Origin of the sequence: Ruegeria sp. R13_0, assembly GCF_017743995.1 — a bacterium.
Classification (GTDB): domain Bacteria; phylum Pseudomonadota; class Alphaproteobacteria; order Rhodobacterales; family Rhodobacteraceae; genus Ruegeria.
The window spans coordinates 170,514-186,831 of sequence record NZ_JAGHRB010000010.1; the positions used below are offsets into that span (position 1 = coordinate 170,514).

The following is a 16,318-nucleotide window of genomic DNA, read 5'->3' on the forward strand; positions in this document are numbered from 1 at the left end:
TCCGACGTAGCAAGCAATAAAGGCTCCGGCAGAAACCGGAGCCTTTTTTGACGTCAGTCATCGGGTCTTTAGTAAACCCCGACCTCACTGCCCGGCTGCGCCGCAACCTTGAGCAGCTTGAACACATAGTCAGCCGCCGAACGGAAGCAGACGATGCGCAGGGTCTCGGCGTCGTCCATCCAGAAGGCGCCAGCCACCTGAGCCAGACGCGAACGGCGGATTTGGCCGGGTTGGAAAGCCTCAGGTGACAGATCGACCGGAGCAACCTTGCCCAGAACTTCGCGCGCGTTGCTGCCCGAGACTGTAAACACCGCGCGGGCGTCCGAGACGTTGACGGCCAACGCATGCGTACCGCCAAGCGCGTTGGTCATCGCGGCCAGCTTGGCCTCGACCTCGGCATAGGGCACAAGCACCAGCAGCTCGTCGGTGGACATCCAGCACACGCCGGTATCGCCATCGACCAGAGCCTCACGCTGACCGGGCATTTTCTGCCCGGTTGCATCCTTGACCGCCTTGGCCATCACCTTGTCGGACAAATCGCCGCGCAGGGTGATCATCCCCTGCAGCCCGACCTCTGCCACTTTGGCGATGCCGTCATAGCTGGCGTGGTTCAGTGCGCTGATGGGTTCAGACATTCTGCTTCTCCCCGTCCTTATCGTAGAAGATCGGATCGACGATCTTGGCTTTGTAGGTTTTGCCATCGGTTCCCGGGAACTCGACAATCTCGCCCATGCGGTCAGGACCGTGCTTGATCAGACCCATGGCGATGCCTTTGTCCAGATTGGCCGAGTAATAGGTCGAGGTGACACGCCCGATCATGTTACGCTGACCGTTGGCATTGACGCCCTCGCCCACCGCATAGGCACCGTCCGGCAGCACCGATCCATCCACAGTCTCCAGACCGACCAGTTTCCAACGCTCCGGATCGGCCATATGGGTCCGCGAATGGGCGCGTTTGCCGAGGTAGTCCTCTTTCTTCTTGGACAGCGCCCAATGCAGCCCCAGATCCTGCGGGATCACGGTGCCGTCGGTCTCGTCGCCGATCATGATGAAGCCCTTCTCGGCCCGCAGGATGTGCAGACATTCGGTGCCGTAAGGCATCACGCCGAACTCTTTGCCCGCGTCGATCAGAGCGTCCCAGAACGCTTGACCCTGCGAAGCCGGAACGGCGATCTCATAGGACAGCTCACCCGAGAACGAGATGCGATAGGCCCGTGCGTCGAATTCGCCGATCTTGCCGTCGCGCCATTCCATGAATGGCAGCGCCTCTTTCGACAGGTCCATGCCACCGCCCGCTTGCGCGTTCAGCTTCTCAAGCACCTTGCGGGCGTTGGGGCCAACCACGGCGACCTGAGCGTATTGCTCGGTGACGTTCGCGACGTAGACTTTCCAGTCCCACCACTCGGTCTGCAGCCATTCTTCCATGTGACCATGGATGCGCTCGGCGCCGCCGGTGGTGGTGTGGCACAGCCATGTATCTTCGTCGATCCGCGCGACAACACCGTCGTCGATCAGGAACCCGTTCTCTGAGCACATCAGGCCATAGCGGCATTTGCCGACCTTCAGCGTGGACATCATGTTGGTGTACAGCATGTCCAGGAACTTGCCCGCATCGGGGCCCTTGACGATCAGCTTACCCAGCGTCGAGGCGTCCAGCAGGCCGAGGTTTTCGCGGGTATTCTTCACCTCGCGATTGACCGCGTCATGCACGGATTCACCGGGGCGGACATAGGCATAGGTCCGGCGCCAGTGGCCGACCGGCTCCCAGTCTGCACCGTTCTGGTCGTGCCAGTTGTGCATCGGGGTCTGGCGGATCGGCTGGAACACCTCACCGCGTGCTTCACCACCGATCGACGCCAGCGAGATGGGCGTATAGGGCGGACGGAACGTGGTGGTTCCGACCTTCGGAATCTCGGAATCCAGCGCATCAGCAAGGATCGCCAAGCCGTTGATGTTGCTCAACTTACCCTGATCTGTCGCCATACCCAGCGTGGTGTAACGCTTGGTGTGTTCGACGCTTTCATAACCTTCGCGCGCAGCCAGCTGAACGTCCGAGACCTTCACGTCGTTCTGGAAGTCCAACCACGACTTCATGCGCAGCTGGATGTCGGCGTTCGCAGGCATCAGCCAAACAGCAGCCATCGGAGCCTCGGCCGTGGTTTCGCCCGTAGGAGCCTTGGTGCGTTTCGCCTTGTAACCGGCCGCCTTGGCCGCCGCTTTACCTGCGGCATCCGCGTCGGTCAGAACGTCGCCGAGAGCCAACGGACCATTGGACGAACCCGCGGCGATCACGAAGCCCTCGCCGTTTGCACCCAGCGGAGGACGCTCGGGGTCGGGGCGGAAGTGGGCGTTTGCTTCATCCCAGATCAGCTTGCCGCCGCAATGCGACCACATGTGAACAACCGGAGACCAGCCGCCCGACATGGCGACTGCATCGCATTCGACCTCTTCCCGCGCACCACCGATGCCTTCCTGGTTGCACAGCGCAACTTTTTTGACGCGCTTGCCGCCCTTGACCTTGGCGATGGCCTTGCCGGGATCAACACGGATGCCCAACTGACGCGCCTCTTCCGCCAGAGGTCCGGCGCTTGCGCGGGCATCAACCACGCGCAGAACATCCACACCGGCTTTCTTGAGGGCAATCGCGGTGCGGTAGGCGTCGTCGTTGTTGGTCGCAACGATAACGCGGTCGCCCGGGGTCACCCCCCAGTTCACCACATAATCCCGCATGGCCGAGGCCAGCATCACGCCCGGAACATCGTTGCCCGCGAAAGACAGCGGACGCTCAATCGCGCCGGTTGCTGTCACGACCTGTTTGGCACGGATGCGCCACAGGCGGTGACGAGGGCCTTGCACGCCCGGAGTGTGGTCCGTCAGGCGCTCGTAACCCAGCACGTAACCGTGGTCATAGACCCCTGCCCCCATGCAGCGATTGCGCAGGATGACGTTGTCCATTGTTTCGAGTTCAGAAACTAATTGTTCCACGAACTTATCCACAGGCTCGCCGTCGATGGTTCCTCCATCAACCTGAGCACGACCACCCCAATGCGCAGTCTGCTCGATCAGCATGACCTTGGCACCGGATTGAGCTGCCGTTTTGGCCGCCTGCAGACCGGCAACACCGCCACCGATCACCAATACATCGGTGAAGTGATAGAAATGCTCATAGGTGTCTGCGTCACGATTGTCCTTGTCGGGCGCTTTGCCCAGACCGGCGGACTGACGGATGAACGGCTCGTAGACGTGTTTCCAGAACGGCTTCGGATGGATGAACATCTTGTAGTAGAAGCCAGCCGGCAGGAAGCGCGACAGATGGGTGTTGATCGACCCGATGTCGAACTCGAGGTTCGGCCAGTGGTTCTGCGACACGGATGTCAGACCGTTGAACAACTCGGTCGTGGTGGCGCGCTGGTTCGGTTCGAACCGGTTGCCATCGCCCAAACCGACCAGAGCGTTCGGCTCTTCCGCGCCACTGGCGACGACGCCGCGCGGACGGTGGTATTTGAACGACCGGCCCATCATCATCTGGTCATTGGCCAGCAGGGCAGAGGCAAGTGTGTCACCCTCATAGCCCTGCATCGAGGTGCCGTTGAAGGTAAAGGTAACCTGTTTCGACCGGTCAATCAGCCGGCCTTGATTTGCGAGACGGGTGCTCATTTTGCGGACCTTTCGCAGGCGGAATTACGGATGGCTGGGCGGATCATTTAAACTCTCTCCACGTCCAGCCGGGACGCTTGGCGGTGATGGCGTCCTTGATTTCTTGCGGTGGCTCGGTGGTCTGGGCCGAATAGGTGCCGAACACCTCAAGCGTGTTTGTGCAGCGCGCCGCGTGGAACCACTTGCCACAACCATTTGCGTGGCGCCAACGTTCGAAATGAACGCCTTTCGGGTTCTCACGCATGAACAGGTAGTCGTGGAATTCATCATCTGACGAGCCGGGGCCAAAACGCTTCAGATGCGCTTCGCCGCCAGCGGCCAGTTCAGTTTCTTCGGCATCGACGCCGCAATAGGGGCAATTCAGGATCAGCATATGGTCATCCTTTTCTCGGTCGGTCGGCACTCGGGCCGACCAGAATTCTGTGTTGTGGCCACGTAGGGCAGAGCCCTTAGTGCGCCACCCCGGCGGCGACGCTTTCGTCGATGAAGCGGCCCTCTTTGAAGCGGTCCATCGTGAAGGCTTCGGTCAGTGGTGAATGACCTGTCGCCATCAGCTGTGCCATACCCCAGCCCGAGCCCGGAATGGCCTTGAAGCCACCGGTGCCCCAACCTGCGTTGATGAAACAGCCCTGCAGCGGTGTTTTCGACAGGATCGGAGACCGGTCGCCGGTCATATCCACAATCCCGCCCCACTGGCGCAGCATTTTCAGGCGCGAGATCATCGGGAAGGTCTCGACCAATGCGCGGACGGTTTCCTCGATGTGATGGAAGCTGCCGCGCTGGGTGAAGTTGTTGAACCCATCGGTGCCGCCGCCGATCACCATCTCGCCCTTGTCGGACTGCGACATGTAGCCGTGAACAGTGTTGGCCATCACGACCACATCCATGCAGGGTTTGATTGGCTCGGACACCAGGGCTTGCAGCGCGACGGCTTCCAGCGGCAAGCGGAAGCCTGCCATCTCGGCCAACTGTCCGGAATGGCCTGCAACGACGATCCCCAGCTTGTCGCAGTCGATCGCACCTTTGGTGGTATCAACGCCGACCACACGACCATTGTCCGAGCGTACGCCGGTGACTTCGCATTTCTGAATGATGTCCATACCCATCGCCGAACAGGCGCGTGCATAGCCCCATGCCACCGCATCGTGACGCGCGGTGCCGCCGCGTTCCTGCCAAAGGCCGCCCAGAACCGGATAGCGCGGACCGTCCAGATTGATGATCGGCACCAGCTCTTTCACGCGCTCGGGCGTGATCCACTCGGTCTTTACACCCTGGAGCGCGTTGGCATGCGCCGTACGCTGATAGCCGCGAATTTCGTGCTGGGTCTGCGCCAGCATGATCACACCGCGCGGGCTGAACATGATGTTGTAGTTCAGGTCCTGGCTCAGGTCCTCATAGAGGCCCCGCGCCTTTTCATAGAGCGCCGCCGAAGGATCCTGCAGGTAGTTCGACCGGATGATGGTCGTGTTCCGGCCCGTGTTCCCGCCGCCCAGCCATCCTTTTTCGATGATGGCGACATTCTGGATGCCGTAGTTTTTACCAAGGTAGTAGGCGGTCGCCAGACCATGCCCCCCGGCACCGACGATGATCACGTCGTATTTTTTCTTCGGCTCAGGCGAGCGCCATGCGCGCTCCCATCCGGTGTGATAGCGCAACGCTTCGCGCGCGACAGCAAAGGCTGAATAGTGTTTCATAAGCGAATCCATCCGGTTCGGTGATTGGCGCAGGTATGCCGCGTCGACCGGGTATATCCACGCCGGTCAACGCCGCAATATAGCACTATTGCGACATGTGGCACATTCGCGGCCATTTGTCCCTTTTTTTAGGCGGCCCGCAGGTCTAAGTCAGGGCAGAATTTCAGGAGAGAGCATGACGTTCTGGGTCATTTCATGTCTGATCGCGCTGCTGGTCGCAGGGTTCCTCGGCTACACGCTTTTACGCGGCCGCCGCGCGGACGAACCAACCGCAGCCTACGATCTGCGCGTCTACCGCGAACAACTGGCCGGTGTTGACCGTGATCTGGCCCGTGGAGTCATTGGCGAAGCCGATGCCGAGAGGGTCCGTACCGAGATCTCACGCCGCATTCTGGCAGCGGACGCCCAGATGCAGGGCGACCGGGCAACCTCTGGCCCGTCGCGCGGGGTTTCCGTCGTCAGCATCGCGATCGTAATGCTGATCGTGATCGGTGGCGCGCTGGCGATGTATTACCGAACCGGTGCCGTCGGCCTGCCCGATCAACCCCTGACCGCAAGGCTGGCATTGGCCGAGGAGGTCCGGACAAACCGCCCGGCGCAAGAAGCGGCCGAAGCCCTTGCCACTCCGCCGCAGCCGCGACAACTGGAAGAAAGCTACGCGACGCTGCTCCAGCAACTGCGCGACACAGTGGCGGCGCGACCGAACGACCTGCAAGGGCATATCCTGCTGACACAGCACGAAGCCAATGCGGGGAACTTCAAGGCCGCTTATGCCGCGCAGCAACGTGTTATTGAGCTGTCAGTTCAGGCGGCAACGGCCGATGATTACTCAGATCTGGCCGAAAAGATGATCCTTGCGGCAGGCGGTTATATCTCGCCCGAGGCCGAGCAAGTTCTGGCCGCCGCGCTTGAGCGTGATCCCCGGCATGGCCCGGCGCGCTACTATTGGGGGCAAATGCTGGCCCAGACCGGGCGCCCCGACCTTGCCTATCGTGTCTGGGTCGACACCGCGCGGGATGCGCCGGCGGGCGCACCCTGGGGTGATGCTATTCGCGCCCAGTTGGATGAGCTTGCCTTCCGCGCGGGGGTTTTCAACGGCCCCGACCCCAGCGCATTGGGCCAGCCCGGCCCAAGTCAGGAGGATGTCGCCGCCGCAGCCGAGATGACCCCGGAAGAACGGCAAGAGATGATTCAGGGTATGGTCGACCGTCTGTCTGATCGCCTGGCGACCGAGGGTGGCCCTCCTCAGGACTGGGCGCGCCTGATCGCGGCGCTTGGCGTTTTGGGTCAGGCCCAGCGTGCAATAGATATCCGCGACGAAGCCGAGATCCTCTTTGCCGACAACCCCGAGGCGCTTGAGATGATCGACGCCGCCGCCCTGCAAGCCGGAATTGCCCAATGATCCATGACGATTTTGAGGACTTCGCCGCGGCTCTGTCGCCGATGACGGCGCTGATGGGGCTGGATCTGGGTGAAAAGACCATCGGCGTGGCGGTTTCGGACCGGATGCGCGGGGTGGCCAGCCCTCTGGAGACCGTGCGCCGCAAGAAATTCACCGTCGATTCCGCACGCTTGCTTGAGTTGATCAAGGATCGTGAGATCGGTGGCGTCATCCTCGGGCTGCCGAAAAACATGGACGGAACCGAAGGACCCCGTTGCCAATCCACCCGTGCTTTTGCCCGCAACCTGACCCGCCTGACCGACTGCCCCATCGGCTTCTGGGACGAGCGTCTGAGCACAGTTGCGGCAGAAAAGGCACTTTTAGAGGCGGATACGACACGAAAACGTCGCGGACAGGTTATTGATCACGTTGCAGCAGGGTATATCTTGCAAGGAGCGTTGGACAGGCTGCGCTTTTTGTAACGGGTCGGAGACGACGGATGACGAACATGGTTTGGAAGCGGGACGAGGTCGAAAGCCCTTGTGTACGGATTTGTGTTGTCCACCCGACGGAACAGATTTGCACCGGCTGTTACCGTACCCTTGATGAGATCGCGCGCTGGTCCCGCATGGACAGCAGCGAACGTGCCGAAGTCATGGAGGCTCTGCCCGCCCGCAAACCGCGCCTCGCCAAACGACGCGGCGGACGGGCCGCTCGCCTCAAAAGCTGACCGCTCAGTCCACCGGGCTGGTTCCATCCTTTGCTTTGCCAAGCCCGCCCGTCTGTCGGGTCGCAAGCTCATCCTTGAACAGGTCTGAGTATTCGGACCGGCTGGTTCTTGGATGTTTCGTAGGCCGTTCCATCGTGGTGTCGACAGTCACGGGTTGCACTTGATCGCGCAGCTTGGAAAAGCGTCGTAGAAGGCTATTGAAGGACATGAAGGACCATTCCTTAAGTGTGCCTGCTGCGGGCCGGACGCACGCCTCGAAAAAATGCGAGGCGAAAGCCGGTTCCGTGAGTGAGTGGCGACCCGCAGCGGCACGGTCTGGCTAAAGAGTTTTCAGCCGGAACGACGATGAAAACGCCCTCCGTTGTATATTCATTGACTCAGCAATCAATAAACTTATCGCAAAGTGACCTTACGTCATTTTTTGCGAAAGGCCGGGTTTCGAAGCCATCAAGTCTCGAAACGGGCAGATGAGGGCGTGGTCCGCTGGGGAAATACGGGGGAACCGTTTCCCCACCGAGACATCAGCGTGTTTCGATCCACTCCGCGACGCCGTTGGCGCATTCGGGGCGGAAATAGGCAATCATCCGTCCATCCGGGCCCGCGGTCGCCCCATCAGACCATGGCGCAACACCATGCAGGCAATGGCGGTGCAGCAAATAGGCTTCGCCGGGTTTGGCAGGCAATTCGATCCTTGGGCAGGTCTCGAACACTTCGCGACGAGTCGCTTGATAAATGTCGGTGATATCGACTTGGCTCAGATCGGTTTGGGACTGATCCGCAAAAGCCGCCCTGAAGGCTTTGCCCATGGGGATGTGACTACCTTCCCACAGCACCATGGGCGAGGCATCGGGGCTGGCATCCGTTAAAGGAATGCCCAAAATCCACGCATGCGGTTCATCCACGCGACGGCGGCGATCCGGGCCCATAGGCCGCAACCCGTCCACATGGGCCGCGTCGCGATTGCGCCGGTAGCGCCCGGCGGCCTCGCTTTCACCCTTCCGAGGGCGAGGATAACCCGGATAGATGATCGACACTTGCCCCGGATGCAGCGGCAAGCTGCCCAGATGAGAAGCGATGAAATCCATAGCCATCCCGGACAGCGGTATTGACGACCCAACCTGCCCCAATTCATCATTGGGCAACGCATCGACGCCAATGAACCACGTGCCTTCACAATCCAGCCATTCGGCATGCTCCGGTGCCGTGACCGACTGCCGAGCGGCGGGCAAAACTTGCCCAACCCATTCCGCGAGAGCCGGATCAAACGGGAATTTGACCCAGCCCTTTTCCCAGAATTCCTCTACCATCCCAAAGCCTTCCGCAGCATATTCAAAGCGACCAGTGTCAGGAAAAGCGCAAAGACGCGTTTAAGTGGCTTAGGGTCCATCGCATGGGCCAGTTTCACGCCCCACGGGGCCGTAATCATCGTCATGGCAACCACAAGCCCGAAGGCCACAAGGTTCACGGCCCCGATCGTCAGCGGAGGCCTGTGTTCAGGGGCGATCTCCAGAAACAGAAAGCCTAGCACCGAGGGCACGGCGATGATCACGCCGAACCCTGCGGCCGTTGCTACGGCGCGGTGGATGGGCGTGTTGTAAAGGCTCATGAGGGGGACGCCGAAACTGCCGCCCCCGATCCCCATCAGCACCGACAGGAAGCCCACGGATGGGGACAGAACCGCGCGCTTGATCCCCTTGGGCATCACATCCCCCAAGCGCCATTCCGAACGGCCAAAACCCAGATACGCACCAATCACCATGCCCAGAACGCCGAACAGCGCCTGCAAGGCCTCAGTCCGAAGGGCCGAGGCGACCAGCACGCCCACAACCGCCCCCACGACAATACCCGGCCCCCAGCTGCGCAGGATCTCCCAATCCACCGCGCCTTTCTTGTTATGGGCCAACACAGACCGGATCGAGGTCACGATGATCGTTGCCAGCGAGGTCGCCAGACACAGCTGCATCAACTGCGGCCCGCCATATCCAAGCGTTTGGAACGCATAGAAAAACGCAGGCACAAGCACGATGCCTCCGCCAACGCCAAGCAGCCCCGCCAGAACGCCCGCAAGTGCGCCAATTACAAGCAAAAGGCCCAGCATCTGGGCCAGCAACATCGTCTCGGGCATCTTCCCCCCAAACCGGTCAGAGACCGGGCTTCATTCGTTCAAACCTCGGCCAGAGGCGCCACGTGACCGAGCGCCTTCAGCATCACTTCGGGCCCTGCCCCATCCTGCACCGCCCCTTCCGACAGCGCGCGCCGCCAGGCCCGTGCGCCGGGGCGACCGGCAAAGAGGCCTAGCATATGCCGCGTGATCTGGTGCAAACGCCCTCCGTTGACAAGGTGCTGCTCGATATAGGGCACCATTTGCCGGGCCACTTCGATCGGGTCCCGAGCGTTGCCGCTCTGGTAAATTCGCATATCCGCTTCGGAGAGGATGTCAGAAGGCTGATGATAGGCCGCCCGTCCAATCATCACCCCGTCCAGCCCGGCCTCCAGATGCGTCTGCGCCTCGTCCAACGAGGTAATGCCGCCATTGATCGAAATGTGAAGATCCGCGAAATCAGCCTTCATCTGATGAACGAGGTCATAGTCGAGCGGAGGGATATCGCGGTTCTCTTTCGGGCTGAGCCCCTGTAGCCACGCCTTGCGCGCGTGGATCGTCACCCGTCGGCACCCGGCCTGCTGTATCTTGTCCAGAAAGTCCGGCAGCACGTCGCGCGGTTCCTGATCGTCCACGCCAATCCGGCATTTGACGGTCACATCGACCGAGACGGCCTCACCCATGGCGGCCACGCAATCGGCAACCCGCGCAGGGTCTTTCATCAACACAGCCCCAAACGTGCCCGATTGCACCCGGTCCGAGGGGCAGCCACAATTCAGGTTGATCTCATCATACCCGGCCTCGGCCCCTAGCCGGGCCGCCTGCGCCAGTTCCTCGGGGTCCGAGCCACCTAGCTGCAGCGCAACAGGATGTTCCTGCGGACTGTAGTCCAACAGATGCAGCGCCCCACCCCGCACCAGCGCGGGCGCGGTGACCATCTCGGTGTAAAGCAGCGTCTGCTCACTTAGTAGCCGATGCAGAAACCGACAATGGCGGTCGGTCCAGTCCATCATGGGGGCCACGCTCAAACGCGCTGCTCGGTCCAAGTTATTCACGTTTTTCTCTGTCACCTGACAAATCCCGGTCTGTGCCTGCGTGTGGCTATCACAGCAGAACGGCAAACTTGAGTCACATTTTGCGGCCCGAAGCCTCCTATTCGCTTGCGCGCTGAACAGGTTGTGCGTTTCATACGACCAAAAGCGGCGACGCGACACAGGTGCTTGAGAGAAACACAAGCCAAAACAACAGGAAGGACCCGGCCATGAACAGTGTAGAGGTGATCGAAACCGTCTGGATTCCGATGCCCGACGGCACGCAATTGGCCGCGCGTCTGTGGTTGCCACCCAATGCGCACGAGACTCCGGTACCCTGCCTGTTGGAATACATCCCTTATCGTCGCCGGGATCGCACGCGCCTGCGCGATGAAACCATGCATCCGCGCTTTGCCGAGGCGGGCTATGCCTCGATCCGGGTGGATATTCGCGGCAACGGTGATAGCGGTGGGCTGGCCGAGGATGAATACTCGCACCAGGAAACGCAGGACGGCGTTGATATCATCGCGTGGCTGGCAGACCAGCCGTGGTGCGACGGCAATGTCGGTATGTTTGGCAAAAGCTGGGGGGCCTACAACTCGTTTCAAGTCGCCGCCAAACGCCCACCCGCGCTGAAAGCCATCGCGCCGGTGATGGGCTGCGACGACCGCTGGCGCGAAGACATACATTTCTACGGAGGCGTCCTAGCCGGCGACAATTTCTGGTGGGGCTCGATCATGCAATTGCTGAACGCCTTCCCCCCGGACCCCGAGATCGTAGGCGAGGACAAGTGGCGCGACCTCTGGCGTGAACGGCTTGAGGCGATGGAGTTCTGGCCCGCCATGTGGCTGGAACATCAAACCCATGACGAGATGTGGCGACGCGGCTCGATCTGCGAGGACTATGACGCCATCAACGTGCCCGTTTACTATTTCGGCGGCTGGGCCGACCTGTATCGCGACACGCCGTTCCGGATCTCGCAACACCTGAACGTGCCGGTCAAGGTGATGATGGGCCCGTGGTCGCATCTCTACCCGCATGAGGGTAAGCCCACCCCTCAGGTCGATTTCATCGTCGAGGTGCTGCGATTCTGGGACTATTGGCTGAAGGGGATCGACACCGGGATCATGGATGAGCCACCGCTGCACCTGTACATGATGGACAGCATGCGCCCCGCTGGAACGCAACCGCACCGCCCCGGGCGCTGGGTCGAGGAACCCAGTTGGCCCTCGCCCAATGTGTCGAACGAAACCTATTGGCTGAACGCGGGGTCGCTGGACGCACAGGCGCAAACAGGCGCACCGATGCAGATCACCTCGCCGCAGACGTTCGGCTCGGCCGGCGGGGTCATGTGTTCTTTCGGTATTCCTGGCGATTTGCCTCTGGATTGTCGGATCGACGCCGCTGGGGCGATGGTGTTCCGCAGTGACAGGCTGGAGTCATCGGTGGACATTCTGGGCCAACCAGAACTCGCGCTACGGGTCAGTGTCGACCAGCCTCAGGCCTTTGTCGCAGCCCTGCTGATTGATGAGGCCCCCGACGGCGCGCAGACCCTGATCTCGCGCGGGTTCTTCAACCTGATGCACCGCGACAGTGACACAGAACCAACCGCGGTCGTGCCCGGAGAAGAGATGGAGATCTCGATCCAGCTACACGCCATCGGCTACAACGTTCCTGTCGGTCACCGGATCATGGTGCAGCTTGCGACCGCCTATTGGCCCATCTTGTGGCCCGCCCCGAATCCGGTTTGCGCGACTGTCGTACCCGGCTCCTCGGCCTTGTCGTTGCCCGTTCGCACCAATGCACCAGACGCGTCGGCGCCTCGGGACCTTCCGGTTCCGGCCCCGGGTTCGGTGCTCGAGACCTCGACCAGAGGTCAGGGCGGGTCCGAGACGACGCTGACACGGGACGCCCACACCGGCAGGCTGACGGAGCGTGTCTTCATCGGTGGCGGCGTCATGGGCCCTTCAGCGAAAAAGGTGCTGGAAACAGGAACCGAGATTTCCGACACGTCCGAGCGGATCTACTCCATCCTGCCCGATGATCCCCTATCCGCGATTGCGACCATGCGGCAGGAAACCCGCTTTGAGCGTGGAGACTGGGATGCACGTATCAAGACCTGGTCTCAGCAGACGGCCACGGCGACCGATTTCGTGTTGAACGCCACAGTCGAATGCTGGGACGGAGACACGCTGTTCTTCAAAACGGAATGGAATCACGTGATCCCGCGCAACGGCATGTAGGCGCGGGTTTGTCCGCCGTACGGCCTTGAACACTACGCAGTGTCCGGGCCGTATCTGCGCATCATCATCTCGACGCTGTTGTTGATCGTGTCCGCCATTTCCTGATGGCTGAGAACCGTGCCCGAAAACAACAGCGGCCAGAACGCCCGCGCCTTGATCAGGCCGATGAATTCGCGCCCGGCCTGTTCGGGGTCGTCGATCTGCAATTGCCCGTCCGCAGCGGCCTCGCGCAGCATGTCGATGAATGAGGCCGTCTTGTCCAGCTTGCCCTGCGCTTGTTCAGCCAAGGTCGGGTTGCGCAGGATTTCGCTGATCACCATGCGGGACATGGCCATCACATCCGGCAGCATCAGAATCCGCCCCTCGGCCCAGGCCAGCTCGGTCAGTTGTTCGCGAACATCGCGCCCTTTTTCGTACCTGATCTCCAGCACTTCCGCAAAGCGACTGGACAGTTCCGTCACGATTGAGCGGAACAGATTTTCCTTGCTTTCAAAATACTTATAAAGCGTCCGCTTGGACACCTCGGCCTGGCGCGAAATACGATCCATGCTGGCCGCCGCGAACCCCTTTTCCTGGAATTCGGCCACCGCAGCTTCGATGATCTGTGCATATTTGGACGCATTGGGCGCGCTGATCTCATTCATGTCATTGCTATAAACCCATTGACCGCGCCCGGTCAAACACCAGGTAAACGCAGGAGTTTACAGGCGCGACTTTCTGTGCCACATGTAAACCCGCCAGTTTACCGACTCAGGTAGCAAGCCAACACGGAGTGTCCCCTCATGGCCATCAATCTGAAACTGAACGGCGAGACGCATACTGTCGACGCCGAGCCCGGCACGCCCCTGCTCTGGGTGATCCGGGATGAGCTGAAGCTCACCGGAACCAAATTCGGCTGCGGTGTCGCGTCTTGCGGCGCCTGCACCGTACATCTGAATGGCGAGCCCGTCCGCTCGTGTCAGACCTATATCGAAGACGTCGAAGACGCCGAGATCACCACAATCGAAGCCGTCGGTGAGGACAAGATCGGCGCAGCTGTCCAACAGGCCTGGGTCGAACTGGACGTGGTTCAGTGCGGCTACTGCCAGTCGGGTCAAGTAATGTCAGCCGTTGGCCTGCTGGCTGAGAACCCCAAGCCCAGCGCAGAAGAGATCGACGCGTACATGTACGGCAACGCCTGCCGCTGTGCCACCTATCAACGTATCCGCGCCGGCATCCAGCGCGCATCTGAAATTCTGGAGGCCTGATCCATGACCATCAACACCTCTCGCCGTGGATTTCTGAAAGGCGCCGCTGCTGCTGGCGCCGTCCTGCTGGTTGGCGCACGTCCGGATGGCGCTCTAGCCGCTGCTTCATCCGAGACCGCTCAGTTCAACCCCTTCGTGAAAATTGATGCTGACGGCACTGTAACCGCCATCGTCAAACACTTTGAGAAGGGTCAGGGCCCTGCGACCGGTCTGCCCACGCTGATCGCCGAAGAAATCGGCCTGACAATGGACCAGATCGAATACGAATTCGCGCCCTCTGATCCCAACGTCTACAACAACCTTCTGTTCGGCCCGTTCCAAGGCACAGGCGGGTCGACCGCGATGGCGAATTCGTGGCTGCAATACCGTCAGGCCGGTGCTGCCGCTCGTGAGATGCTGATCAACGCGGCGGCCCAAAGCTGGGGCGTCGACGCATCGGGTATCACGATCGAAGAAGGCATTGTCAAATCCGGCGACAAATCCGCTCCGATTGCCGAATTCGTAGCCGCAGCGGCTCAGCTGGACGCTCCGGCCAAGCCACGCCTGAAGGACCCGTCAGAGTTCCGCCTGATCGGAAACGAAGCCGTTCGGCGTAAAGACTCGGCGATCAAGGGCAATGGTCAGGCCATGTATGCCATGGATGTCCACCTGCCCAACCAGATGATCGCCATGATCAAACGCCCCGAATCCAAAGGCGGAATTGCGCTAGGGTTTGACGATAGCGCCTCGAAAGAGGTTAAAGGCTACATCAGTGCCGCGGTTCTACCCAACCAAGCGGGTGTCGCCGTCTACGCGGAAAACACCTGGGCCGCGATTCAGGCGCGTGATGCGCTTGAGGTCGAATGGGATATGTCAGGCGCTGAAACCCGCGACTCGGATCAGATCCAGGCCGAGATCATGGACGCGCTGGAGGCCGAGCCGACCTACAACGTCAACAAGGCCGATTTTGCAGCCGTCTCCGCCGCGATTGACGGCGCTGACACAGTGGTCGAGCGGACCTTCTACTTCCCGCTTCTAGCCCATGCGCCGATGGAGCCGCTGAACTGCACCATCGAACAGACTGCGGACGGAGACATTGTCCTGCATGATGGCGCGCAGATGCCGACCGGCCCGCATATGGCCTACCAGCAGATCTTCGAGCTCCCGGCCGAGAAGATTCATATCAACACTATGCTGGCAGGCGGGTCCTTTGGCCGCCGCGCAACACCAGATGCGGATTATCAGGTCGAGGCTGCACTGGCCTTCGTGGTCACCGACCGCTCTCGCCCAGTCAAACTGGTCTGGACACGTGAAGATGACATTCGCAGCGGCTACTACCGCCCTGCCTTTGGTCACAAAGTGCGCGTCGGTCTGGATGGTGAAGGAAACATCGTCGGATGGCACCATCAGATCGCTGGTCAATCGGTCATCAAGGGTACGCCCTTCGAAGCCGTTCTGGTGCATGACGGTGTCGACCACAGCTCGGTCGAAGGGGTTTCTGACAGCCCATACGCCATCCCCGGCATGGCGGTGGGTCTGACGGATACACCGAAAGCGACGACGGTCTTGTGGTGGCGCTCGGTCGGGCACACTCATACTGGCTATGCGATGGAGACCATGATGGACCTGGCCGCCGAGGCCGCCGGTCGCGACCCGGTCGAGTTCCGCCTGGCGCATCTGAGCGATGACAGCAATGCAGATCAGGCCCGCAAGGCCGGAGTTCTGAAGCTGGCGATTGAGAAGGCCGGATGGGGCAACGCTCCGGCCGGGCGCGCGCAAGGCATCGCGGTCCACAAGTCCTTTGGCTCTTATGTGGCCGAAGTGGTCGAGGTGTCCGGCGATTTGGACAGCGGTGTTCGCATCGAAAAAGTCACCTGCGCTGTGGATTGCGGCATTGCGGTGAACCCAGATGTGGTCAAAGCACAGATCGAAGGTGGTGTCGGCTATGGCATTGGTCACGTCATGCGCGACCAGATCACGCTGACCAGCGGCGCGGTAGACCAGTTCAACTTCCCGGATTACGAGCCTCTGCGGATCGGTGACATCCAGGCGATTGACGTCCATATCGTTCCATCAGCCGAAGCGCCCACGGGCGTCGGTGAGCCGGGCACACCGCCGTCCGCCCCGGCCCTGGCGAATGCCATTCGCGCGCTTTCGGGCGTGAAGGTCACGACCCTGCCGATGGCGGAAAACGGCGTCACCTTCGTCTGACCTATAAACTCAGTGCGTCGGCGCATTTTGTGCCGACGCCTTTC

General features: G+C 61.0%; 15 protein-coding genes. 6 read left to right on the forward strand and 9 right to left on the reverse strand.

Annotated features, from left to right (window positions below; translation table 11 throughout):
* Positions 1–68: 68 nt before the first annotated feature.
* The 4 genes from J7394_RS14815 to J7394_RS14830 all read right to left on the reverse strand — a co-directional run bounded on the left by J7394_RS14815 (position 69) and on the right by J7394_RS14830 (position 5,351).
* Positions 69–635 (reverse strand): sarcosine oxidase subunit gamma, encoded by a 567-nt coding sequence (locus J7394_RS14815; protein ID WP_209254044.1) that lies wholly within the window; start codon positions 633–635, stop codon positions 69–71.
* Positions 628–3,657 carry a sarcosine oxidase subunit alpha family protein gene (locus J7394_RS14820; protein ID WP_209254045.1) on the reverse strand — a complete coding sequence of 1,010 codons (3,030 nt, stop codon included), beginning with the start codon at positions 3,655–3,657 and terminating at the stop codon, positions 628–630. Before J7394_RS14820 ends, J7394_RS14815 begins: the two co-directional genes overlap by 8 nt.
* Positions 3,658–3,700: 43 nt before the next feature.
* Entirely contained in the window at positions 3,701–4,030 is a 330-nt protein-coding gene (locus J7394_RS14825) for a sarcosine oxidase subunit delta (protein WP_209254047.1), read from the reverse strand.
* 76 nt (positions 4,031–4,106) lie between these two features.
* Positions 4,107–5,351 (reverse strand): sarcosine oxidase subunit beta family protein, encoded by a 1,245-nt coding sequence (locus J7394_RS14830; RefSeq protein WP_209254049.1) that lies wholly within the window; start codon positions 5,349–5,351, stop codon positions 4,107–4,109.
* A gap of 175 nt (positions 5,352–5,526) precedes the next feature.
* Between J7394_RS14830 and ccmI the strand changes: the two genes are divergently transcribed.
* The 3 genes from ccmI to J7394_RS14845 are packed head-to-tail and all read left to right on the forward strand — an operon-like array spanning position 5,527 to position 7,462.
* Positions 5,527–6,753 (forward strand): c-type cytochrome biogenesis protein CcmI, encoded by a 1,227-nt coding sequence (gene ccmI / locus J7394_RS14835; RefSeq protein WP_209254051.1) that lies wholly within the window; start codon positions 5,527–5,529, stop codon positions 6,751–6,753.
* Positions 6,750–7,214 (forward strand): Holliday junction resolvase RuvX, encoded by a 465-nt coding sequence (gene ruvX, locus J7394_RS14840; protein WP_209254053.1) that lies wholly within the window; start codon positions 6,750–6,752, stop codon positions 7,212–7,214. The genes ccmI and ruvX overlap by 4 nt, the downstream gene beginning before the upstream one ends.
* Positions 7,215–7,231: 17 nt before the next feature.
* Positions 7,232–7,462: a DUF1289 domain-containing protein gene (locus tag J7394_RS14845; RefSeq protein WP_209254055.1), complete on the forward strand. Its 231-nt coding sequence runs from the start codon at positions 7,232–7,234 to the stop codon at positions 7,460–7,462.
* 4 nt (positions 7,463–7,466) lie between these two features.
* Here J7394_RS14845 and J7394_RS14850 read toward each other — a convergent pair whose 3' ends face one another.
* From J7394_RS14850 to dusA, 4 genes are all read right to left on the reverse strand, one after another.
* Positions 7,467–7,670 carry a hypothetical protein gene (locus J7394_RS14850; protein ID WP_209254057.1) on the reverse strand — a complete coding sequence of 68 codons (204 nt, stop codon included), beginning with the start codon at positions 7,668–7,670 and terminating at the stop codon, positions 7,467–7,469.
* A gap of 313 nt (positions 7,671–7,983) precedes the next feature.
* Positions 7,984–8,769: a hypothetical protein gene (locus J7394_RS14855; protein WP_209254059.1), complete on the reverse strand. Its 786-nt coding sequence runs from the start codon at positions 8,767–8,769 to the stop codon at positions 7,984–7,986.
* Positions 8,763–9,587, reverse strand: coding sequence for a sulfite exporter TauE/SafE family protein (locus tag J7394_RS14860; RefSeq protein ID WP_209254061.1), 825 nt, complete (start codon positions 9,585–9,587; stop codon positions 8,763–8,765). The genes J7394_RS14855 and J7394_RS14860 overlap by 7 nt, the downstream gene beginning before the upstream one ends.
* Positions 9,588–9,625: 38 nt before the next feature.
* Positions 9,626–10,633, reverse strand: a complete 1,008-nt coding sequence (gene dusA / locus J7394_RS14865; RefSeq protein ID WP_209254063.1) for a tRNA dihydrouridine(20/20a) synthase DusA — start codon at positions 10,631–10,633, stop codon at positions 9,626–9,628.
* A 146-nt stretch (positions 10,634–10,779) separates the two neighbouring features.
* Between dusA and J7394_RS14870 the strand changes: the two genes are divergently transcribed.
* On the forward strand, positions 10,780–12,837 hold the full coding sequence (locus J7394_RS14870; protein ID WP_371812026.1) for a CocE/NonD family hydrolase: 2,058 nt from the start codon (positions 10,780–10,782) through the stop codon (positions 12,835–12,837).
* A gap of 32 nt (positions 12,838–12,869) precedes the next feature.
* Here the strand turns inward: J7394_RS14870 and J7394_RS14875 are convergent, their stop codons facing one another.
* Positions 12,870–13,481: a TetR/AcrR family transcriptional regulator gene (locus J7394_RS14875; RefSeq protein ID WP_170482620.1), complete on the reverse strand. Its 612-nt coding sequence runs from the start codon at positions 13,479–13,481 to the stop codon at positions 12,870–12,872.
* Positions 13,482–13,619: 138 nt separating this feature from the next.
* Here J7394_RS14875 and J7394_RS14880 point away from each other — a divergent pair, with 138 nt between their 5' ends.
* Positions 13,620–14,084, forward strand: coding sequence for a (2Fe-2S)-binding protein (locus J7394_RS14880; protein WP_170374105.1), 465 nt, complete (start codon positions 13,620–13,622; stop codon positions 14,082–14,084).
* A gap of 3 nt (positions 14,085–14,087) precedes the next feature.
* Positions 14,088–16,274, forward strand: coding sequence for a xanthine dehydrogenase family protein molybdopterin-binding subunit (locus J7394_RS14885; protein ID WP_209254067.1), 2,187 nt, complete (start codon positions 14,088–14,090; stop codon positions 16,272–16,274).
* The last annotated feature ends 44 nt before the right edge of the window (positions 16,275–16,318 follow it).

Bases quoted from the DNA above. Each gene is read 5' to 3' on its own strand.
- J7394_RS14815 (WP_209254044.1), bottom strand. From the start codon at position 635: ATGTCTGAACCCATCAGCGCACTGAACCACGCCAGCTATGACGGCATC.
- J7394_RS14820 (WP_209254045.1), bottom strand. From the start codon at position 3,657: ATGAGCACCCGTCTCGCAAATCAAGGCCGGCTGATTGACCGGTCGAAA.
- J7394_RS14825 (WP_209254047.1), bottom strand. From the start codon at position 4,030: ATGCTGATCCTGAATTGCCCCTATTGCGGCGTCGATGCCGAAGAAACT.
- J7394_RS14830 (WP_209254049.1), bottom strand. From the start codon at position 5,351: ATGAAACACTATTCAGCCTTTGCTGTCGCGCGCGAAGCGTTGCGCTAT.
- ccmI (WP_209254051.1), top strand. From the start codon at position 5,527: ATGACGTTCTGGGTCATTTCATGTCTGATCGCGCTGCTGGTCGCAGGG.
- ruvX (WP_209254053.1), top strand. From the start codon at position 6,750: ATGATCCATGACGATTTTGAGGACTTCGCCGCGGCTCTGTCGCCGATG.
- J7394_RS14845 (WP_209254055.1), top strand. From the start codon at position 7,232: ATGACGAACATGGTTTGGAAGCGGGACGAGGTCGAAAGCCCTTGTGTA.
- J7394_RS14850 (WP_209254057.1), bottom strand. From the start codon at position 7,670: ATGTCCTTCAATAGCCTTCTACGACGCTTTTCCAAGCTGCGCGATCAA.
- J7394_RS14855 (WP_209254059.1), bottom strand. From the start codon at position 8,769: ATGGTAGAGGAATTCTGGGAAAAGGGCTGGGTCAAATTCCCGTTTGAT.
- J7394_RS14860 (WP_209254061.1), bottom strand. From the start codon at position 9,587: ATGCCCGAGACGATGTTGCTGGCCCAGATGCTGGGCCTTTTGCTTGTA.
- J7394_RS14875 (WP_170482620.1), bottom strand. From the start codon at position 13,481: ATGAATGAGATCAGCGCGCCCAATGCGTCCAAATATGCACAGATCATC.
- J7394_RS14880 (WP_170374105.1), top strand. From the start codon at position 13,620: ATGGCCATCAATCTGAAACTGAACGGCGAGACGCATACTGTCGACGCC.
- J7394_RS14885 (WP_209254067.1), top strand. From the start codon at position 14,088: ATGACCATCAACACCTCTCGCCGTGGATTTCTGAAAGGCGCCGCTGCT.